Origin of the sequence: Pseudomonas sp. HMWF021, assembly GCF_003061005.1 — a bacterium.
Lineage (GTDB): Bacteria > Pseudomonadota > Gammaproteobacteria > Pseudomonadales > Pseudomonadaceae > Aquipseudomonas.
The window spans coordinates 3,178-26,344 of record NZ_QAIK01000173.1; the positions used below are offsets into that span (position 1 = coordinate 3,178).

The 23,167-nt window shown below is 59.3% G+C and carries 10 protein-coding genes; 4 read left to right on the top strand and 6 right to left on the bottom strand.

Annotation, left to right across the window (positions count from 1 at the left end; genetic code table 11):
• Positions 1-616, top strand: a 616-nt coding sequence (locus tag DBR18_RS29930) for an ATP-binding cassette domain-containing protein (RefSeq protein ID WP_256588956.1), incomplete at its 5' end; no start/stop codon positions are given.
• 142 nt (positions 617-758) lie between these two features.
• On the opposite strand, the gene DBR18_RS24990 is transcribed toward DBR18_RS29930, so the two are convergent.
• Both DBR18_RS24990 and DBR18_RS24995 read right to left on the bottom strand, forming a co-directional pair.
• Positions 759-1,076 carry an SCP2 sterol-binding domain-containing protein gene (locus tag DBR18_RS24990; protein ID WP_108592320.1) on the bottom strand — a complete coding sequence of 106 codons (318 nt, stop codon included), beginning with the start codon at positions 1,074-1,076 and terminating at the stop codon, positions 759-761.
• Between the two features lie 63 nt (positions 1,077-1,139).
• A complete protein-coding gene (locus DBR18_RS24995; protein ID WP_108592321.1) occupies positions 1,140-1,850 on the bottom strand; it encodes a histidine phosphatase family protein in 711 nt (236 codons plus the stop codon).
• Positions 1,851-2,054: 204 nt separating this feature from the next.
• Between DBR18_RS24995 and sohB the strand changes: the two genes are divergently transcribed.
• Entirely contained in the window at positions 2,055-3,086 is a 1,032-nt protein-coding gene (gene sohB, locus DBR18_RS25000; RefSeq protein WP_108592322.1) for a protease SohB, read from the top strand.
• 64 nt (positions 3,087-3,150) lie between these two features.
• Here sohB and DBR18_RS25005 read toward each other — a convergent pair whose 3' ends face one another.
• Both DBR18_RS25005 and DBR18_RS25010 read right to left on the bottom strand, forming a co-directional pair.
• Positions 3,151-3,645, bottom strand: coding sequence for a DUF934 domain-containing protein (locus DBR18_RS25005; RefSeq protein WP_108592323.1), 495 nt, complete (start codon positions 3,643-3,645; stop codon positions 3,151-3,153).
• The gene (locus DBR18_RS25010; protein WP_108592324.1) at positions 3,629-5,287 is read right to left on the bottom strand and encodes a nitrite/sulfite reductase; all 1,659 of its coding nucleotides are present in this window, start codon (positions 5,285-5,287) and stop codon (positions 3,629-3,631) included. Before DBR18_RS25010 ends, DBR18_RS25005 begins: the two co-directional genes overlap by 17 nt.
• Positions 5,288-5,920: 633 nt before the next feature.
• Between DBR18_RS25010 and DBR18_RS25015 the strand changes: the two genes are divergently transcribed.
• Positions 5,921-12,925, top strand: a complete 7,005-nt coding sequence (locus DBR18_RS25015) for a dermonecrotic toxin domain-containing protein (RefSeq protein WP_108592325.1) — start codon at positions 5,921-5,923, stop codon at positions 12,923-12,925.
• A gap of 52 nt (positions 12,926-12,977) precedes the next feature.
• Here DBR18_RS25015 and DBR18_RS25020 read toward each other — a convergent pair whose 3' ends face one another.
• A complete protein-coding gene (locus DBR18_RS25020; protein WP_108592326.1) occupies positions 12,978-13,196 on the bottom strand; it encodes a DUF2970 domain-containing protein in 219 nt (72 codons plus the stop codon).
• 176 nt (positions 13,197-13,372) lie between these two features.
• On the opposite strand from DBR18_RS25020, the gene DBR18_RS25025 reads away from it, so the two are divergent.
• Complete coding sequence (locus DBR18_RS25025; protein ID WP_108592327.1) at positions 13,373-19,993, top strand: NEL-type E3 ubiquitin ligase domain-containing protein; 6,621 nt, start codon at positions 13,373-13,375, stop codon at positions 19,991-19,993.
• Between the two features lie 48 nt (positions 19,994-20,041).
• On the opposite strand, the gene metH is transcribed toward DBR18_RS25025, so the two are convergent.
• Positions 20,042-23,167 (bottom strand): methionine synthase (gene metH, locus DBR18_RS25030; RefSeq protein WP_256588958.1); only part of this gene is annotated, 3,126 nt, incomplete at its 5' end.

The window sequence follows — 23,167 nt, forward strand, 5'->3', positions numbered from 1 at the left end:
CCTGATCGACGCCGAGGGCAGCATTCGCTTTGCCGGTGAGGCGCTGGAGCAGTTGAGCGGCAAGCAGCTGCGGCCACTGCGCAAACGCCTGCAAGTGGTGTTTCAGGATCCGTTCGGCAGCCTCAGCCCACGCCTGTGTGTGGAGCAGATCATTGCCGAGGGCTTGCAGGTACACAGCGACTTGAATGCTGCCGAGCGTGAGCAGGCGGTGATCGATGTGCTGCGCGAGGTTGGCCTCGATCCGGCGACCCGACATCGCTATCCGCACGAGTTCTCCGGTGGCCAGCGGCAACGGATTGCCATCGCCCGGGCGTTGGTGCTCAAGCCGGAGCTGATCTTGCTCGATGAGCCGACGTCGGCGCTGGATCGCACGGTGCAAAAACAGATCGTTGCGCTGTTGCGGCGGTTGCAGGAAGAACATGGGCTGACTTACCTGTTCATCAGTCATGATCTGGCGGTGGTGCGGGCGTTGGCCCATGACCTGATTGTGATGAAGGAGGGGGAAGTGCTGGAACGCGGTGAGACCGGCAAGCTATTCAGCTCGGCGCAGCATCCGTACACGCAGGAGTTGCTGGCGGCATCCAATGTGGAGGCGAGGCTGGCGCAAATCCTGTAGGAGCTGTCGAGTGAAACGAGGCTGCGATCTTTTGACCTTGATTTTTAAAAGCAAAAGATCGCAGCGTGCCGCAGCTCCTACAGGGGCCAGACGCAAAAATCCCGCCACAGGGGCGGGATTTTCTTGAAGCCGGTCGCAGGTCTTACGACGGGAACAGCTCGGACAGTTTCATCGACAGCATCATGTCGCCTTCAACGCGCAGCTTGCCGCCCATGAAGGCCTGCATGCCGTCGGTTTCACCGCTGACGATGTCTTTCAGGGTTGCACTGTCGAGTACCAGCGTGCAGTTGGCGTCCGGGTTCTCACCTTCCTGGATGTCGCAAGTACCGTCTTTGACGATCAGCGCGTATTGCTTGTTTTCGTCGGTGATGTTGAAACCGAAGACCAGATCCAGACCAGCAGCGGCGGCTGGGTTGAACTTGGCTTGCATCGCTTTTACGGCATCAGCTACGGAGGTCATGGTTCGATCCTTTCTTGGGTAATAGGCGCTGGTTGATACAGCAAGGTTCACAGTTATCCGGACTCAACGGAAAGTGATGAGTTCCGGAGCCTTCAACAGCTGCAGATGTACGTGACTGTTGAAGGAGGCCAAAGCCACCTCGCGACCGCGGAACTTCAACTGGTTGAGCGAGGTGTTGACGATTTGCCAATTCAGTTCAAAGGCCTGGCGGGTAGGCATTCGGGTAATCAGGTGGAGCAGGGCGGTGATGGTGCCGCCGGAGGTGAACACGGCGATTTTCTGGTTGCCGTCGGCCTGTTCGAGGATGCGTTGCAGGCCTCCCTGAACCCGTTCGACGAAACCCAGCCAGCTCTCCAGCCCGGGTGGGTCGTAGGTGCCGGCCAGCCAGCGCTCGATGATCAGGACGAAGATGCGCTGAAACTCGGCGCGGTTCTGCGCGGCGTTGCGCAGGATGTCGATGGCTTCCGGCTCGTCCTCCAGCATGGCGGGGATCAGGGCGCGAATCACCGCGTCGGCATCGAATTCGTTGAATGCGGAGTCGGTTTCCAGGGTCGGAACCGCCAGGCCCCTGGCGCTGAACTGCTCCAGTGCGCTGGTGGCCGTGTGTTGCTGACGACGCAGGTCGCCGGCCAGACAGCGATCGAAGCTGATCCCGAGATCAGCGAGGTGCTGGCCGAGGATTTCTGCCTGCCGCACACCGATGGGCGACAGGACGTCATAGTCGTCTGCACCAAAGGAGGCCTGGCCATGTCGAATCAGATAGATGCTGCCCACGTCCGCGTCATCCCGGTACGTTGAAGGTTTGGCGAGGTTATGAGGATGACGGAGTGCTGTCAATGAAAAAACATACGCTTGTTTGAAATGCCCGTTACAGGCCTGTTGCCAGAGGTTTCACGGCTGGCCGACGAGGCGGCGCATGGGTATGCTGGAGCCATCCCGCGCGTGTTTTGCATCCGCGCATTGTTTTAAGGAGTCTCTGTGGAGTTTTTCACCGAATACGCCAGTTTCCTGGCCAAGACCGTAACGCTGGTGGTCGCCATCCTGGTGGTGCTCGCCAGTTTTGCTGCGTTGCGCAGCAAGGGCCGGCGCAAGTCGGCAGGGCAGTTGCAGGTCAGCAGGCTCAACGATTTCTATAAAGGGCTGCGTGAGCGCCTGGAGCAGACCCTGCTCGACAAGGATCAGCTCAAGGCCCTGCGCAAGGGCCAGGCCAAATCGGAAAAGTCCGAGAAGAAGCAGAAGAACAAATCCGAGAGCAAATCGCGGGTGTTCGTGCTCGATTTCGACGGCGACATCAAGGCCTCGGCCACCGAGAGCCTGCGCCACGAAATCACCGCGCTGCTGACCCTCGCCACGCCGAAGGACGAAGTGGTGCTGCGTCTGGAAAGCGGCGGCGGCATGGTCCACAGCTATGGTCTGGCCTCGTCGCAACTGGCGCGCATCCGTGAGGCCGGCGTGCCGTTGACCGTGTGCATCGACAAGGTCGCGGCCAGCGGCGGCTACATGATGGCGTGCATCGGCGAGAAGATCATCAGCGCGCCGTTTGCAATTCTCGGCTCGATTGGTGTGGTGGCGCAGTTGCCCAACGTCAACCGCCTGCTGAAAAAGCACGACATCGATTTCGAAGTGCTGACCGCCGGCGAGTACAAGCGCACCCTGACCGTGTTTGGCGAAAACACCGAGAAGGGCCGTGAGAAGTTCCAGGAAGACCTGGACATCACCCATCAGCTGTTCAAGAACTTTGTTTCGCGCTATCGCCCGCAACTGGCTATTGATGAAGTGGCCACCGGCGAAGTCTGGCTTGGCGTTGCGGCGCTGGACAAGAAACTGGTCGATGAGCTCAAGACCAGCGACGAATACCTGGCTGACCGGGCGAAGAAAGCCGAGGTCTATCACCTGCATTACGCCGAGCGCAAAAGCCTGCAGGAGCGCATCGGCATGGCCGCCAGCGGTTCGGTGGATCGCGTGCTGCTGAGCTGGTGGAGTCGCCTGACACAACAGCGCTTCTGGTAAACAGTCAGCCACAAAAAAACGCCGGTCAATGACCGGCGTTTTTTTGTGCGCATAACCTTGAAGCTTAGCGGCGACGGAACAGCGGCAGCGGTTCGTCGGTGGCGGCCTGATAGGTCACGGAGAAGTCCTTGAGGCCTTCCAGCGCTTCGTACGGGTCTTTGTCCGCACGAACGGCAAACGCATCGAAACCGCAGCGGTGCATGTAGAACAGCTGATCGCGCAGCACATCACCAATTGCCCGCAGTTCACCTTTGAAACCGTAACGGTCGCGCAGCAGGCGGGCGTTGGAGTAGTTGCGGCCGTCGGTGAAGGCCGGGAAGTTCAGCGCGATGACCTGGAACTCGGCCACGTCGTCACCGATTTCTTCGGCTTCTTCATCGGCGTCCAGCCACACGCCCAGGCCGCCGTCGCGGGCCTTGAGCATGCGGCTGTGTTCACGCCACAGCTGCAATGGAACGATCAAATCGTCGCAATTGCTGATGTCGTCGATGTTGAAATCTTTCGGCAGCAGGTGCCAGGTTTCGTCAACGACTTCGTTGTTCTTAATGATTCGCTGCATAGACGCGTTCCTTGAAGAGGTCGATGCCAATACGCTGGTAGGTGTCGATGAAGCGCTCGTCTTCGGTACGTTGTTCAACGTACACGTCGATCAACTTCGAGATCACGTCCGGCATGTCGTCCTGGGCGAAGGACGGGCCGAGGATCTTGCCCAGGCTCGCGTCACGGCTGGCGCTGCCGCCGAGGGAGACCTGGTAGAACTCTTCACCTTTCTTGTCCACCCCGAGGATGCCGATGTGGCCGACGTGGTGGTGACCGCAGGCGTTCATGCAACCGGAGATGTTCAGGTCCAGTTCACCGATGTCGAACAGGTAGTCCAGGTCGTCGAAGCGGCGCTGGATCGATTCGGCGATCGGGATCGACTTGGCGTTGGCCAGCGAGCAGAAGTCACCGCCCGGGCAGCAGATGATGTCGGTCAGCAGGCCGATGTTCGGCGTGGCGAAACCGCCTTCACGCAGCTCGCCCCACAAGGTGAACAGCTGGCTCTGCTCGACGTCGGCAAGAATGATGTTCTGCTCGTGGGAGGTGCGCAGCTGGCCGAAGCTGTAGCGCTCGGCCAGATCGGCGACGGCATCGAGCTGCTTGTCGGTGATGTCGCCCGGCGCCACGCCGGTCGGTTTCAGCGACAGGGTCACGGCGACATACCCCGGCTTCTTGTGCGCCAGGGTGTTGCGCGAACGCCAGCGGGCGAAGCCCGGATGCTCTTTGTCGAGTTCGGCCAGGGCGGCGGTCTGGTTTTCCAGCGCCTTGTAGTCCGGATCGACGAAGTGTTTGGCGACACGATGCAGCTCGGCTTCGGTCAGCGTGGTCTGGCCACCGCGCAGGTGTTCCATCTCGGCATCGACTTTCTGCGCGAACACTTCAGGGGTCAGCGCCTTGACAAGGATCTTGATCCGCGCCTTGTACTTGTTGTCGCGACGGCCATAGCGGTTGTACACCCGCAGGATGGCGTCGAGGTAGCTCAACAGGTCCTGCCATGGCAGGAACTCGTTGATGAATGCGCCGACCACCGGGGTACGGCCCAGGCCACCGCCGACCAGCACACGGAAGCCCAGCTCGCCGGCGGCGTTGTGTACCGGCTCAAGGCCGATGTCGTGAACTTCGATGGCCGCACGGTCAGCGGTCGAACCGTTGACGGCGATCTTGAATTTGCGCGGCAGGTAGGCGAATTCCGGGTGGAACGTCGTCCACTGACGGACGATCTCGCACCATGGACGCGGGTCGATCAACTCATCGGCGGCGACACCGGCGAACTGGTCGGTGGTGACGTTGCGCAGGCAGTTGCCGCTGGTCTGGATCGCGTGCATCTGCACGGTGGCAAGTTCCGCGAGGATGTCCGGGATGTCTTCCACCGCAGGCCAGTTGAACTGCACGTTCTGCCGGGTACTGATGTGGGCGTAGCCCTTGTCGTAGTCACGGGCAATTTTGGCCATCATGCGCATCTGACGCGAAGTCAGCTGGCCGTACGGCACCGCCACGCGAAGCATCGGCGCGAAACGCTGGATGTAAAGGCCATTTTGCAGGCGCAGGGGGCGGAATTCTTCTTCGCTCAGCTCACCTGCCAGATAGCGTCGGGTCTGATCACGGAACTGCTTGACGCGGTCCTCGATGATCCGCTGATCGTACTCGTCGTATACGTACATATAAGTCCTGTTCTCAGGCTTTGGGCTACTCGGAAAACGCTGCGTTTTCGCTTGCTGGAGTCCGATGGTGCCTCGGCAATTACGCGCGCACGGCCGCGCACTCCCTAACGGAGCCGGGGCAATATACCCGTTTGCAGTTATGCGCAAAAGTGATGTTTGAGTATATGTAAAGAACCAAATCGCCTAACGAGAATGGTTGTTGATTAACCCACATTTGTCGCGGGGACAATCATCGTCTTAACTGTGATCGAGTCTTTCTGCAATCACCGATAAAACCGACAAGAGGCGATGCAATGAGCAATCCGACCAAGGCGAGAAAAAGCGATAGCAGTGTCGATGCGTGGGCCATTCTGTTCCTGATCATTCTGGTTGTAGGAACAGCAGTATTTTGGGTCAGTCATCAGTAGATACACAGTTCAGGCCGTAAACCAGCGAGGGCCGACGGCAAACGAACAGACGCATGATCGTCCTCGCGAGCCTGCGATCATGCGCCTTTGCGCCGCCTGCGTGCAGATATCCGTCGCGCATTCCGGATCGCCCCCGGCGTTACGGATGGCGTGCACTACATAGTTACCGCAGCCCCCTCAACACCCCGTGCTGTGATGTCTCTCCATTTAATTGACCGAGACTCACATGTCCGACACCACCATTCCCTCGAGCAGCAAGCTCAAGCATTGGGACGTCACGCCAAGTATTCACGGCAAGCTACTGGTCAAGTCCATGCCCAAATGGCTGCTTGATGCCACCTCTGAACGACGTGCGCAATTCAGGAACGCATCGGTGCGTCTGCCATCTGCATGGTCGCGCGCTACGCCTGAGCAGCGAAAGCGGTTGCAGGCCTGTTTTACCGCAAACTTCGAGGCCCAGACAGAACTGGACAAGGCATTTTCCGGGCTGCAGGACATTGATACGTTCGCCCGCCCGCGGCTGATCAAGGCGCTTAGAGAGCATTACGGTGTAGAACTCGATAAAGACATTCCCACCTGGATTACCCTTCGCAAGGCCGCGACGTACAGCTTGTTCAAAATCCAGGTGTTGCCATACGACGTTCTGAAGCTTGAGCTGTTGCAGGCTGCGCTGCACAACTTCGAAAAGTCCGAAGAAGAGGAGGATGCTTTTCACCATTCATCCGGATTTCGCTGGCGTCTCACGGCTGGAGGTTCGGAAACCTTCTTTGGCATTTCTCTGGGCTTGCAGGTCCATGAATTTATCCAGTTATGTCGAAGGCTCGATCTTGGCGGGCAATACCAGGCTTATATGAAGAAGTTTTTCTATCAGGCCGGCCCGGATCTGCAAACCAGATTCATCCGAAGTCAAAAGGCAGCACTGCGGGCAGCCGCTGAACTGGCACTGTTGCAAGGCGATATCGACCCTGCGGAATACGCGATGGTGCAGTCGGTCATTGATGGCGAGAAGTCGCCACGGTTGCGTGGACATCCGGTGTGGGTTGGCGATCTGGAGCTCAACCGATTTCGGCTGACTGGATGCATGACCTTCTCGATTATCAAGGCCGACGGCATCAAACGAGGCCTGGTTTACATTCCTCATGATCCTCATCATCCCCTGAAGTCCTACAGCGGCGAACAGATGCACGCGACGTTCAGGAAGCTCTTTACTACGCCGGATAAGTCAGGCTCTGCGGCAGGGGCCTCGACGGCCTACCAGCGGTTTTTCAGTCAATTTGTCGACTATGCGGATCGTCCGGGTTATTTCCAGTTGTTCACCATGGACTCACCGGATGCCACAGCAGCCCAATGGATTGGATCGAATATCCCCGTTCTGTCTGAAATCATCGGGCATGTCGTTTCGCTCGATGACCTGCCCCCGCTTCCTGTTGCCCCTCAGGTGCCGAACCCGGATTTTTACCTGCAAATGTTGCCCCTGTCTTTCGAAGGTGAGGAGTCGAGTACCGAGCCGCTGGACCCGTGGCGTTACCTCTTTGAACGACATCAGGCCAAATGCATGACCGATGCCGCCTCTCATGCCGTGCCCACGGCGCAGATCGATGCTGCAACACGTAAAAGAAAACTCGCCCATTTGCTGGAATTCGGCATGTTTTTCGGGACTTTTGCCCTGGGTTTCGTCCCGGTATTGGGGGAGGTCATGATGGCTGCGATGGCTGTTCAGCTCCTGGCCGAGGCTGTGGAAACGGCCATCGAATGGAGTGAAGGCGATCACAGGGCCGCCAAGGCGCACCTTATTGATCTGGTAGAGAACCTGGCCATGATCGGTTTGATGTACGGTGCCGGAAAAGTGCTGGGCAAGCCCGGGGAAAAACCTCCCGCCCTGAAACAGCTGAGTCCCGAACCGGTCATCGAAGCGCTCAAGCCCGTACAGTTGCCAGATGGACGGACGCGCTTGTGGAAACCGGATCTGGGCTCTTATGTCAGTGACGTGCGACTGCCGACCTCTAGCGGTCCCGACGCAATGGGGCGGTATGAGATCGATGGCAAGTTTTATATCCGCATGGATAACAGGTTCTACCAGATAACCCTCGACCCGCTATTGAAGAAGTGGCGCATCAATCATCCCACCGACAGCAGCGTCTACGCACCTGTGCTGGAGCACAACAACGCGGGGGCCTGGCGCCATGGCCATGAACGGCCTCTGACCTGGGACAGGCTGACGTTGCTGCGACGATTGGGACACGACACCGAACGGTTCTCCGACAAAAACCTGGGCCTGATCGGCGATATATGCGGTATCAGTGACGATGCCTTGCGCCGGATCCATATGGACGGTCTGCCCATGCCGGCGGTTCTGGCCGATATGCTGGAGCAAGTGCGGGTCGATCAGAACGTCGAGCGGCTGATCAGGAATGTCGATAAAGGAAACGGCCGCGACCCCCATTACATGCAAGCAGTCCCGTTGGCCACCGACCTGCCGGGATGGCCCGAAGGACGGGTGCTGGAACTGCATGACGGGCCTGGCTCTACCCATCAGGCGCAGTCCTATGGCACGCCGCTTGAGGGAGGAACCACCGTCAGGATCACGCGCGCCGATCTGCGTCACGGACGATTTGCCGAACAGGCGTTGTCCGGGCTGAGTGAAGAGCAGATCGAAGCCCTGTTGGGGCCGCGTGAGAGCTGGGGGGCGAGACGCAGGGATCAGGTGTTCAACCAACGCCTGGCAGATTTGCTCAAAAGCAGGCGTGCAGCGGTATCCGACGCGCTTGCCCAACCCTGGAAGCAGCCCGCTGCCAGCGGCGTCCCGAGCCCCCTGCAGCGCCGGTTTCCCTCGTTGTCTCGGCGTGCTCATGATCAACTGCTGGACAGCGCCCATCCCCGGGATCTCGTGGAGCTTCATGAGCATGCGCGTATCAGTCGGCGCCTGAATGACCAGGCCCGTATCGCTGTGCAAGAGGGACGACTGAGTCGGGCAATTGGCGGCCTGTACCGCGAAGGGCTGGCAAGTGCAGACAGCGACCGGTTGGCGCTGCATATTCTTGAGCAACTGCCGGACTGGTCTGCAAATGTACGTCTGGAGGTGCGTGAAGGCAGTATCCACGGACCTCTACTGGACAGCATCGGCCGCGAACAGGCAGGCGTACGGCGTTGCCTTGTCAAGGATGGCGACCAGTTTCGGGTTTTCGATGAGGCAGGCAAGGAGCTGCGGCAGCTGGAACCGGCTGGCCGGCAATTTTTCAAATCCATTGTGAAAGCAATGCCGGAAAAACAGCGCACAGCCCTGAGGCTTCCAGCCACCCGCAAGGCAGTCGGCCTGCAACGCAAAGTCGCAGCGTATGCCCGCACGCACCGAACACAGATGATGGACACGCTGAAGTTGCGCATGCCCCGGTCTCGACCGTCATTGCGCCTGCCGGGCGGGCGTTTTGGCTACGAATTGTCGGGCAGGGGCCAGGGCTTTGGCATGGACGACGCCCAGGTGGCACATGTGCGCGATCTCTATCCCCACCTCAGCGAACCGGAGGCCCAGGCATTCATCCGTCAGCGCATGCGCGCAGGTGAAAGCAATCAGCAGATTTACGCGATGCTGCTCCGCCGGCAACGCGAACTGGACGGGCTGCGTACGACACTCGAACATTCACTGGCGGACAATGAGGACCGCGCTCTGGTCATCAACGACATGGTCGACTGCTGGAGGCAGGGACTTGATCGCGACAGACCACCCGAAGCAGCACTGCATCTGCGAGGCGATACACCCTTGCCGGCCCTGAATGCCGATTTCTCCCACGTGCGTACGCTGAACATGTCCGGGGCCAGACTGCTGGCCGAGGGAGACACGCTGCTGCGCACGTTTGCAAATGTGCGGCGCATCGAATTGCACAATGTGCAACGCATGGAACTTGATGCGTTGACTGCACGTCTGTCAGGGCTTGACCGTGTTACAGAATTGTCGATTTCCGGTTTGTCGCTGGAGTTTTCCGAGGCCTCGTTGCAAGCGCTGCAAAACATGACCTCGCTGGAACAGTTGTCGCTGATCGGTGACATGGAAACCCTGGACGTCAGCCGTTTGGCATCGTTGCGCAAGCTGGAAGTCTCGGGCTCTCTGGCGCAGTGGCCGGCGGGTGTTTCAGGGCTTGAACATCTGCGATCGCTGGATCTGTGGGCGACACAGATCAAAGCGGTGCCGCCGGAACTGTTTGAAGGGCACGAGCGCTTGTGGCGTGGGCTCAAGATGAATTGGGCCGATTTCACCACGCAGGACATAGCGCGGGTTTTTGACTACTTGCATGACAATCGCGCCCACCTGGTCGATGAACCGCAATGGGTGCAGCAATACTGCGCCGGTGTGCTGAGAAACCTGCGGCCAGACGAGCCGTTTTTCGTGGACAACATCCTGGCCGAGTTCCAGCGACAAGGGCTCAGTCCGGCGGCACGCCTGGAGCGCATCAACAACGTGCGCATCGAGAATGCTGCGTTGCAGAGCGAGCTTGAGCAATGGTCGAACGTTGAAAGTGGCGACAGGTTTGTACGCAACGGGCGCCTGAATGCTTCGGATCGAATCATGGAGTGCTGGCAAGAAGGCCTGGAGCGGCGTTTTACCTCGGTCGCGGGTTCTTCCAGCGGTGCTGACGCGGCGGGCACACGGCTGGATCTGTCTGATCTGCGCCTGGAGGACGCACCGCAATTGCCACCAGAAGGCTTTAACCACGTTCGGGAACTGAACCTGAGTCGCACCGGTTTACCGCTGCAAAGCACCGATGGCTGGTTGAGCCAGTTCGCCCACATCGAGACGCTGAATCTTGCGCACAATAATCTGCGAGACCTGCCGGTATCCCTGGAGCACTTTTCGGCACTCCGGCATCTGGATTTTTCCGGTAACTGGCTGCAGGTCACTGCCGAGGTGCAGGCTCGTTTGAACGGGCTGAATACGCTGACATCGCTGCAACTTCAGTACAACCCGATTACCCGCCTGGATGTTGGCCGGCTTGTCCATTTGCGTTCGCTGGACTTGAGCCACAGCTCAATCGAGGCGTGGCCGGAGGGTGTGCTTGAGCTGCCGCAATTGTCACGCCTGGACATGAGTCATAGCGCAATTACCGATATCCCCGAGAACGTGCAGCAAGGGCATGATGCCTTGCTGATGAACACCAACCTGCTCGGATGTCGTCTGTCGGCGCGCGCCCGTTCGGACGCCAGAAATTTTGCGCAGCGCATCGATCAGGCCAATCCTGGGCACTCCCTGGACAATCCGTTGGGCATTCCTCGCAGGCTCCTCGCCCAAGGGCGTACAGGGGGGGAGCCGGAATATTTCCCGGAGTTCGTGTTGCAACAGCCCGAACTTTTCCAGGCGCTGGCGCCAGCCGACGCAGGTGTGGACTTGCCCGCGCTGGAACGCCTGCAACGTCTGAACCCTGAGCTGACCAATGAGCAGGTCGAGTCGCAGCTCGGCGAATGGATGGCCAGCGGGATGGGTGAAGGGCAGATCGAAGTCCTGTTGAGCGAGTGGGAGGCGCAATTCAATCAGTGGGTCGAGTTGCTCAACGACTGGATAGATGTGCAAGGCTATTTTGAGGACAACCCGATCAGTGCGCTGGATCGACGCCGGGCTGCGGACCGCTTGCTGGCGAGCTGGCGCAGCACCTTGCGCCCGACGTCCGCAACGGCACTGCCGGAAGGATCGCATGTGCTGGATTTGTCTGGCCTGCAAATTGGCAGTCTGCCTGAACTGACCTGGCACTTTTCCCATGTCACGGAATTGAACCTGAGCAACACCGGATTGATGAATCAAGGCGCTGACGCGTTTTTGCAAGGATTCACCCGGGTCGAATCGTTGAACCTGAGCCATAACAAAATTGACGTGTTACCTGCAACGCTTGGAGAATTACGCTTGATGAGGGTGTTCAACGCGCGCCATAACAGCCTGCGGGATAACCTGCAGACCCGCCTGCATCTGCTTGAGATGCCACATCTGCAAGCGCTGGACCTGAGTCATAACTCCTTCCGCGAACTGGATGTCACCGGGCTGAGGCGGCTTGCAAGTCTGAATTTGGAAAACAACCTGTTGAGAGACTGGCCTGTGGCAGCGCTGGAATTGCCCCGGCTGCGTGAGCTTGTTCTGCGCGCGAACCAGATCGAGACGTTACCGCGCGAAATTTTCGAGTCTGGCCATCGCAGTCTGGCAGAGGGCACCGACGTATCGCGTAACCCTCTACTGGAACAGGAATGCGAGGATCTGCGGGATTTTCTTGAGCTGACGGGAGAAGGGCTGGGCTTCACGCTTTCAGAACTCGATGAACGCATCGAATGGTATCGCTCTGCAAACGATGAAGGCTCGAACTCGGAGCATTCACCAACGCCGCACCCGGAAACTGAAAGTGCATCGGTGCAGAAGGAACGCTGGTTTGTGAACGTTAGCAGTGATTCGGGCAAACACCGTGTCTGGAACGATCTTTTCACCGCTGGCAACAGTCGGGACTTCTTTTTCATTCTGTCGCAGTTGCGCCATACGAGCGATTTTCAGACCGAGCCAGAGCAGTTGACGCGCCGCGTCTGGGCCGTGCTCGATGCCATCAATGCGAATCCGGGCTTGAGAAAGAGCGTTTTTACCAAGTCGACTGCCTTGAAAACCGAATTCACCTGTGGCGATGGCAGGATTTTGATTTTCAATGATCTGGAATCAGCCATCCGGGAGGCTGATATGCTTCCACTCGCCGAGACAGGAACTAACGGGGAAACCGTCTATGAATTTGTACGGGGCATGGATCGCCTGCAAGCCGTTGAGGGTATCGTCAGAGCGATGAGCGATCAAATTGAAAATAGCGGTCTCGATGCCGCGGAAATCAGACTGGAATTTCGCATCAAGCTCGCTGATATACTTAAGCTGCCGCTTCAGCCCTCCGGCATGTTGTATCCGACCGGGATCACGCCACTGGATATCTCGGAAGCCGTCGAAACCATTCTGACAGGTGAAGAAACGTCAGTCTTCGACGAGCGGTTGATACAGCGCGAGTCCTGGCGCGTACATCTGCAAGCAAGGTACGCCAACGACTTTTCGAATCTTGAACGTGAAAGGACACAAAAACAGGAAGAGATTGAAGATCACTTTCTCGGCGCACCGTTGTCTTCCGACGCCTACAACGAAGCGTACAAAGACGTCGACAACTGGTACAAACAGGAGTTGAACGATCTGCTGATTAGCCGCTCTTTCAAGGAACGTGAGGAATTGGAGTAATCATGATTGCCCGGCGCTGGCTCAACCCTCGGCGCCGGGCTTTTCAACCTCGTCATAGCCCGGCGAAGTGCAGCACCAGCTTGACGATGGCGAACAGCGTCAGGGCAAACACAGCGGTGAAACCGATGCCCAGAATCACGAAATGACTGGGCTTGCCATGGGTGAAGTCCCGGGCGCGGTTTTTCCCGCTTTGCACGCCGAAGGCAGCGGCCATCACGCTGTGCAGCATCTGCCAGAAGGTAGGGGGCTTGTTGTCGAGTGGATCGTCCATAAATCCTCCGTCACAAAGATGTGTCCCCAGAGCATAGTCAATGCGCCGCAGCTTGCTGTCTCGCCCGCCCGCCTGGTCGCGATTGGTTACAAACCGTTGCCGAGGCAATAACTATCTACCGCAGCTGTCTCTGGCGCACATGGTGTCCTGTCACTCCATATGCCCGGAGAGACAACATGCCCACCCATCCCCGAGAGAAAACCAGCATTCATGGCGACCTGCTTGAGCACCTGTCACCCGACTGGCTGACCGACGCGACTGGCGAAAGACGCTCGGCGCTCAAGGCCAGCAGCACGCGCATGCCTGCGTGGTTTGATTCAGCACCTGCCGATAAACAGCAGGCGCTCAAGCAATGCTTCACCGCGAGTTTCATCGCGCAGACCCGACTGGACAAGACGATGTCGGCATTGCAGGACATCGACACCTTCGCCGCCCCCATTCTGACTCGCACGCTCAAGGAGCGGTTCGGTCTGGATCTGGACCTCAACAAGACCCTGGTATGCCTGCGAAAGCCGCTGCAAGTAGGCATGCTGGAAATCGAGGTGGACACCTTCGAAGTGCTGAAGCTGTCGCTGTTGCAGGCCGCGTTACATAACTTCGAAGCATCCGAATGCGAAGACGGGGCGTTTCATCGCCAGTCCTCTTTCGTCACGCAGACATCAACACCCGGTGAATTTCAAAGCCTGGCGTTGAACATGACGATCCCGCAGTTTCTGACCCTGTGCCGCAGTCTGGACATCGGCGCGCAGTATCAAACCTGTGTGAAGGCATTTTTCGAGGCGTCGACGCCGCAAGGGCAGCCGCCACTTCGCGAACAATTCATCGCCAGTCAGAAAGCCGCGTTGCGGGCGGCGGCAGAAGTGGCTCTGCTCACACAGGACATCAAGCCTGAGGACTACACGATGATCCTGGCGGTCATCAATGGCGAGGTGCATCCGTGGATCGGCGACAAGCAGGTGTGGTTTCGTGATCTGGGGCTGATGAAGCACAGGATGACCGGTTGCATGGTTTTCAGCATCTGCGAAAAGTATCGTTATACGGACGAGTTCATCGTTTACATTCCGCATGACTCGCAGCATCCGCTCAAGCGTTATTCGACGTCACAGATGCGTGAAGTATTCAAGCGTCGCTTCACCGAGCGCGCTACGCCCGACAGTACGCAGCCGACACCCTATCAGCAATTTTTCAGCCAGTTCGTGGCTTATTCCGATCGTCCTTATTACTTCAGTCAGTTCACCCGGCCCGCAGCGGATTCCCCGGTAGATCCATTGCACTCTTTCTGGCTGAAGACCGCTCAGTACATCCCGCAATTTTCCCCGATCGTGACGATCAAGGAGCTCCCGGCGCAAACGCCGGGTAAACGCGAACCGGTGGATGATCCTTACCTCAAACCGGGCGGGCGTCTCTATCGCGGGTCTGACGGCATCTGGGCGGACAATATCGACCCGTGGAACTATCTCTACGAGCAAAATCGCGACAAGGTCATCGCTGACGCCCGCAGCCACGCCGTCCCGAGTGCCGATGTCGATGCCCGGGTGCGTGCCGGGAAGCTCAATCATCTGCTTGAGTTCGGCATGCTCGGCTTGAACCTGGTTTCGATGTTTGTACCGATACTGGGCGAAATCATGATGGTGGCAATGGCCGGTCAACTGCTCTACGAAACGCTGGAGGGCGTGGTTGAGTGGAGTGACGGCGATCGGCAGGCCGCGAAGGCGCACTTGATCGATGTGGCCGAGAATCTGGCCATGATCGCGCTCATGGGAGCGGGGGCTAAAACCTTGGGCAAGCTGACTGCCGTGAAACCCGAACCGCTGCTCGAAGGGCTGGAGCCGGTCAACCTGCCCGATGGAACCCGCCGCTTGTGGCGAGCCGATCTGAAGGCCTACGAGCAGAATCGCGCATTGCCTGCCGACGCGGTGCCTGATGATTCGGGGCTGCACCGGGTGGACGGCCGCACGTTCATTCGTCTGCGCGGCAAGGTCTATGAAACGACCTGGGATGCGTCGTTGCACAAGTGGCGTATCAAGCACCCGGACAACCCGAAGGCTCACCAGCCGCTGCTCGAACATAACGGCTACGGCGCCTGGCGCCATTCACTGGAACGTCCGCTGCAATGGGACCGGCTGACGCTGCTACGACGCCTGGGACATGTCACCGATGCAGTGACGGACGCCCAACTGCTAAAGGTGGCAGACGCCATCGATCTTGGCGACAACGCCTTGCGCAAGATCCATCTGGATCATTTACCGCCGCCGCCGGAACTGATCGACGCCTTGCAATTGGTCAAGAAAGAAGCGGTTCGCATCACGTCGGACAATCCCCTCATGGACCGACTGCAACGAGAGTGTCCGGGGCTCTCTGCGGCGGGAGCCAGACAGGTGCTGCTGGATGCCGATGCGGCGGACCTTGCGCGTTTGCATGCAACTCGCCGCGTACCGCTGAAAATGCTGGAAGAGGGGCGCTGGTATGCGCAGCAGGGACGGGTGAGTCAGGCATTCAGCGTTCTTTCTGCGGGAGCCGTGGGCTCGGCAGACAGCCAGTGGCTGGCACTGCACGCACTGGAAAAACTGCCGGGCTGGCCCGACAGTGTGCGGCTGGAAATACGCGAGGGCCGAATCAACGGCCCGCTGCTCGATGCGATCGGCAGCGAGAATGCTACGCGTCGCAAATATGTGGTGAAAAACGGCCCGGTCTACCAGGCATTCGACAGTCAGGCACGAGCCATCAACAGCTATGCCGGCAAGGGCGATAATTTTTTCGCCTCGATCATGCATGCCTTGCCCGATGACGCACGTCAGGCACTGGAGCTGCCAGACGTGGAGCAAAGTGCCGATTTGCAGGAGGCCGTCATCGATTCAGCCAGCGAACATCGTGAAGCGCTGGCGCAACGGCTGGCGCGACGAATCGGCAAGCACCGCAGCTTCAAGCCGCCCGTGCGGATCAGTGAGCGCAGACTGGGTTATTACGCTACCGGACGAGCGCAAGGCATGGATCCTTCACTGGTGATTCGCGTGCGGGATGTCTACCCCGGACTCACGGATCAACAGGCCAGCGACTTTGTGCTCAAACAAATGCGCGCAGGCAAAACCCGTGCACAGATCTACGGTCATCTGCAGACACTGCAGCGTGAGTGGCAGCAGCTCGAGTCCACGCTTGCCCAATGGCAGGGCGACTCGCCGCCGGAGACTGCTTTGCAAGCGCTGCTCGGTGGCAAGGCGAGCACCGTGCGCAACATCAAGGCGTGCTGGCGCAATGCACCGCTGGCCGAAGAACAGGCGCAGTTCGGTTCGCTGGAGCTGGTGTGCGATGAACCGCTGCCGACCCTTGAGGCGGATTTCCCTCATGTTCGCGCGTTGAGTGTCCGTGGACGATTTGTCACCGATGCCAGTCTGCACGAGTTGCTGGACAGATTTCCCAACCTGGAAGAGCTGAACATCCATGCCACCGCAAGCGGTTTCACCGACGTGCCCGACGCGTTGGCGAATATGCAACGACTCAAGAGCCTGAGAATGACTTGCGTCGAACCCCTGGCAACGCAGGTGCCGGCCCGACTGGAAGCGTTGATCCGTCTTGAACGACTGGATATCCATTTTCCTGGCCCGAACCCTGTCGCCCTGAATTTGAGTCGCATGCAGAACCTGCAGGAGTTGAGAGTGACCGCCGCCGGGATGTCCGAATGGCCGGCGGGTATTCTCGAGCTACCCAGGCTTCGGCGGATTGATCTGGAGGGCACCCGCATTGGTACGGTGCCTCCAGCGATGTACGACGGCGGCCACGATCAGCTGTGGGCCGGACTGTCGCTGCAATGGTCGAACTTTTCCCGGGAACATTTTTCGCCAGCCTACGAGTACATCCGAAGCCGCCTCCAACACACGGTGGAGCCGGAGATAATGGTCAACGGCTATTGCGCGGCACAGCTGCGACGACTCTGCGACGGGATGGCCGAATCGATGGTGACCATCCCCGGCAAATTTTTCGAGCAATGGCAGAGCGCGGAGACGCGTTACCAGGCGATTGAGGTGTTGAGTGCGCAGTACGCAGAGCTTGATCAACACCTGCGTGGTTGGTCCGGGCAGGCAGTGCGCGATGGCCTGGGTGTCGATGACGTGATCAAACGTTCGATGGCGACGACGTCCATCAGAACCTGTTGGCGCAACGGTGCTTTCCAGCATTATGGCTCGTCTGGCAACGCTGCGGTGCTCGAATTGTCGGGCCTGCAACTGCACACGCTTCCCCAATTGCCCGATGGCGCGTTCAGTGAGGTCAGGTCCTTGTCTCTGAGCAGGGTCAGTGCGAGTGCCGAACAGGTGCGCGGGTTCATTCGCCGTTTCAGCGGACTCGAGGCACTGGATCTGAGTAGCAATGGTTTGACCAGCGTGCCCATTGCCGCAGCAGACCTGCCCAGGCTGACCCGTCTGAATCTGGCGCACAACCAGATCGTTTCCACCCCGGCAACCGCGCAGACCCTCGCCGGCCTGACCGCACTGGAATATCTGGATCTGCGCAGCAACCCGCTGCATACGCTGGACGTCACTGGCTGGGGGCGGCTGAAGGCATTGAGTCTCAGAGGCACGATGCTGGAGCATTGGCCGACTGGCGCGCAGGATCTGCCGCAACTGGAGTGGCTGGACCTGCGTGAAAGCGAAATCGAATCCTTGCCCGAAGCGGTGTTGCAGCACGATGTGCTGCTCAAGACCGATCTGTCGCGAGCGCCGTTAAGCGCAGAGGCCGAAGGCGCACTTGAAGCCGCCCGCCAGCAGCATGAAAATCGTTTGGGGTTACCCGCCGGGACGCTGCGCAGGTTTGCTGCGCAATCTGTACCGCTCGAATTTCCACCCGCCGAAAGCAGCTATTCCATCGCCCGCCATGTGCTCCCTCTACCTGAAGTTGGCGCCGCTGGCCCAGCGAATCTTGCCCCGCGATTGCAACGGCTCAACCCGCGCCTGCCACTGGATGAAGCATCGCAAATGATCGATGGCTGGCTCACCGCCGGGCAATCCGAGGCGCAGCTCAGCGAACGGCTGGCCGGCTGGGAACAACGCACTGGCGACCTGACCCGGCGCCTGAACGGATGGCTGTTCAATCGACAAACGCAGGGTTTCGACTGGATAGTTTCGGCACAGAGTCGCAGATTGGGAGCATTGCGTATCCTCGAATGCTGGGGCAAGGGGTTGATGGCCGATGGCGCAGCGGCTGAACACGCCTTGAGCCTGAACGGCCTGCAATTGGGCGATTTACCCGAGCTGACAGAGGTGTTTTCGCATGTGGCCACCCTGGATCTGACCGGCGTGCGGTTCACGCCGCAAGGCTGCGACGCGTTTCTCCAGGCATTTCCTTGCCTGCGCACGCTCACGTTGAACGGCAACGCACTGGTGAGCGTACCTGAACCAGTCTTGCTCATGACCACGCTTGAGCGACTGGAACTGTCGGGCAACCACTTTGACGATGCCAGTCATTTGCCGCAGTCATTGAGCCGGCTCGTGCAGTTGAATGACCTGGACCTGAGTTACAACGAACTGCACAGTTTTGACGTGAGGCCGTTTGCGCGCCTGGAATCGCTGGATATGCGCAATAACAATCTTTTTGAATGGCCGACCGGGGTTCTGCAGGCGCCGCTTTTGCGAACGTTAAACCTGAGTGGCAACGAACTGGCGTTGATTCCGGCAGGTGCGCTTGACGGCAGCCACGATGCCCTGATGGAGGGGACGGACCTGAGTGACAACTTCAGCCTGACCCGAGAAAGCCTCGAAAGCCTCAGGGATTACCGCGAGGCGGGTGGACACGATACGGTGCTGGGGCTATCGCGGGCGGACCTCGACAACTTGCTGGAAGAGCCGGCGGCGGCGAGCAGTGATGAAAGTGATGGCTTCGAAGCCGACGAAGTGTTGCCGGATATACCCGTGGATACCACGCAGAGTGCGCCATGGCTGGCCAATGCAACGCCGCAGCAATTGACGTCCAGGATGCAGACCTGGTCGCAGCTCGCTGCCGAGCCGGACCATGCTGCGTTTTTCAATCTGCTTTCACAGTTGCAGCTCAGCCAGGAGTTCAAGCTGGCCAATGCCGATCTGACACGTCGGGTCTGGATGGTCATGGACGCCGCTGCCGGCAACACTGAACTGCGGCAAGTATTGTTCGCCGGCTCAACGACCCATGGCACTTGCCCCGACGGGCGTATCCTCACATTCAGCGAGCTGGAGAGCAAAGTGTTCGTTCACAATGCCTTGCTCGAAATCCCCGCCGGAAATACCGCACAAAACGGTCGGACGTTGCTGCGTCTGTCCCGGCAGTTGTTTCGGCTGGACAAGATTGATGCACTGGCGAGAAACGCCACACCTGGAACCGCACGAGATGAAGCCGAGGTACGCCTGGGCTATCGAATCGGTCTGACCGGTGGCTGGGACGATGGCCTGGAGCTGCCAGGGCAACCCAGGCACATGACATTTCAGTCGGGCGTCACTCCAGAACAGCTCGCTGCTGCCCGTACGCAAGTGATCGAAGCCGAACGCGGTGATGATTTCCTTGTCAGCCTGATTCAGCGTGACTATTGGCTACGCTTCCTGCGGGAGCGACAGCCTGGAGCATTCAGCCTTCTGGATGAAGCCCAGTTGCAAGAGGACAGCGAGGTGGACGGGTTGAGTACGGACGATCCGGTTTATCTTCATGCGTTGTACGTCCGGGAAGTCGCGCGCAGTGAACGGCTTATCGAGTTGTCGCGCCAGGAGATCGAACAACTCGCCGAGACTGACAGCAGCGCACCGAAAGCCGGCTCATCCCGGTCGTTGTCAGGCGCGTGATGCGCTGTGTCAGCCAATCCCCGGCAGCCCCGGGGATTGGCCGTCCGATCACTCGTCGTAGCCGAGGTTAGGCGCCAGCCAGCGCTCGGTCACGCTCAGGTCCTGACCTTTGCGCGAGGTGTAGCTCTGCACCTGATCCTTGTCGACCTTGCCCACGGCAAAATACTGCGCCTGAGGATGGGCGAAGTACCAGCCGCTGACCGCTGCCGCCGGGAACATCGCGTAATGTTCGGTGAGGAACACGCCGCTGCGGCCAGCGCGCATCTCGCTGGCCTCGGGGTCGAGCAGAGTGAACAGCGTGGCTTTCTCGGTGTGATCCGGGCAGGCCGGGTAACCCGGTGCCGGACGGATACCGGAGTACTGTTCTTTGATCAGTGCTTCGTTATCCAGCACTTCGTCCTTGGCATAACCCCAATGTTCTTTACGCACTTGCTGGTGCAGCCATTCGGCGCAAGCTTCGGCCAGACGGTCGGCGAGGGCCTTGACCATGATCGAGTTGTAGTCGTCGCCAGCGTCCTGATAAGCCTTGGCGACTTCCTCGGCGCCGATGCCGGCGGTGGTGATGAAACCACCGACGTAGTCGGTCACTTCGCTGTCCTTCGGTGCGACGAAGTCGGCCAGCGAGAAGTTCGGCTTGCCGTCGGTCTTGATGATCTGCTGACGCAGGTGATGCAGGCGCGCCATCGGCTTGCCGTCATCGCCGTACAGTTCGATGTCGTCGTCATGCACCTGATTGGCCGGCCAGAAACCGAACACCGCACGGGCGCTGATCAGCTTCTCGTCGATCAGCTTGGTGAGCATCTCGCGCGCATCCTTGTACAGCGCGGTGGCCGCTTCACCGACCACTTCATCTTCAAGGATGCGCGGGAATTTGCCGGCCAGGTCCCAGGAAATGAAGAACGGCGTCCAGTCGATGTACTCGGCCAGCACGTTGAGGTCGATGTTGTCCAGCACGCGGGTGCCGGTGAAGGTCGGTTTGACCGGCGTGTAGTTGGCCCAGTCGAACTGTGGCTTCTTGGCGATCGCCGCCGCGTAACTCAGGCGCTCGGTACGGGCGCTGCGGTTGGCGGTGCGCTCGCGCACGTCGATGTAATCGGCGCGGGTTTTCTCGACGAAACCGGCCTTGAGTTCCCTGGACAGCAACTGTGTCGCTACACCGACCGCACGCGAGGCGTCGGTGACGTAGACGACCGCATCGTTGCTGTACTTCGGCTCGATCTTCACCGCCGTGTGCGCCTTGGACGTGGTCGCGCCACCGATCATCAGCGGCAGATGGAAATCCTGACGCTGCATCTCGCGGGCCACGTGGACCATCTCGTCCAGCGACGGGGTGATCAGGCCGGACAGACCGATGATGTCGCACTTCTCGTCGCGGGCCACCTGGAGGATTTTTTCCGCCGGGACCATTACGCCGAGGTCGACGATGTCATAGCCGTTGCAACCCAACACCACGCCGACGATGTTCTTGCCGATGTCGTGCACGTCGCCTTTGACCGTGGCCATGAGGATCTTGCCTTTGGCTTCCGGTTTGTCGCCTTTTTCCAGCTCGATGAACGGGATCAGGTGCGCCACGGCCTGTTTCATGACGCGGGCGGATTTCACCACCTGCGGCAGGAACATTTTACCGGCGCCGAACAGGTCGCCGACGATGTTCATACCGGACATCAGCGGCCCTTCGATGACTTCGATCGGACGGGCGAACGACTGGCGCGATTCTTCGGTGTCTTCAACGATGTGCGTGGTAATGCCCTTGACCAGCGCATGTTCCAGACGCTTGTTGACGTCCCAGTTGCGCCACTCTTCGGTCTCGGCTTCCTTGACGCTGCCGTCGCCCTTGTACTTGTCGGCGATGGCGAGGAGGGCGTCGGTGCCTTCTGGCGTGCGGTTGAGAATCACGTCTTCGACGGCGTCGCGCAGTTCCTGCGGGATCTGGTCGTAGATTTCCAGCTGACCGGCGTTGACGATGCCCATGGTCAGGCCGGCGCGGATCGCGTACAGCAGGAACACCGAGTGGATCGCCTCACGCACCGGGTTGTTGCCACGGAACGAGAACGACACGTTGGACACGCCACCGGAACTCAGGGCATACGGCAGCTCATCGCGGATGTAGGCACAGGCGTTGATGAAGTCCACAGCGTAGTTGTTGTGTTCTTCGATGCCGGTGGCCACGGCGAAGATGTTCGGGTCGAAGATGATGTCTTCCGGCGGGAAGCCGACTTCGTTGACCAGAATGTCGTAGGAGCGTTTGCAGATCTCTTTCTTGCGCGCTTCGGTGTCGGCCTGGCCGGCTTCGTCGAACGCCATCACCACCACCGCCGCGCCGTAGCGCTTGCACAGCTTGGCGTGATGGATGAACTGCTCGACGCCTTCTTTCATGCTGATCGAGTTGACGATGCCCTTGCCCTGAATGCACTTCAGACCCGCTTCGATCACTTCCCATTTCGACGAGTCGATCATGATCGGCACGCGGGAGATGTCCGGCTCGCCGGCAATCAGATTGAGGAAGGTCACCATGGCCTTCTTCGAATCGAGCATGCCTTCGTCCATGTTGATGTCGATCACCTGCGCGCCGGCCTCGACCTGCTGCAGGGCGACTTCCAGGGCTTCGGTGTAGTTGTCTTCACGGATCAGACGGGCGAACTTGGCGGAGCCGGTGATGTTGGTGCGCTCGCCGACGTTGACGAACAACGAGCTGCGATCGATGGTGAACGGCTCCAGACCGGAGAGGCGGCAAGCCTTGGGAATCTCCGGAATCTGCCGCGGCGCATAACCGGCCACTGCGTTGGCGATGGCTTCAATGTGGCCCGGGGTGGTGCCGCAGCAACCGCCGACGATGTTGAGGAAACCGCTCTGGGCGAATTCTTCGATGACCTTGGCGGTGTCCACCGGCAACTCGTCGTACTCGCCGAATTCGTTCGGCAAACCAGCGTTCGGGTGCGCCGAGACGTGGGTGCTGGCCTTGTTCGACAGCTCTTCCAGGTACGGACGCAGCTCACTGGCGCCGAGGGCGCAGTTGAGGCCGACCGAAATTGGCTTGGCGTGGGCCACGGAGTTCCAGAACGCTTCGGTGGTCTGGCCCGACAGTGTACGGCCGGACGCATCGGTGATGGTCCCCGAAATCATGATCGGCAGTTCGATGTGCAGCTCTTCGAATACGCCCTGCACGGCAAAGAT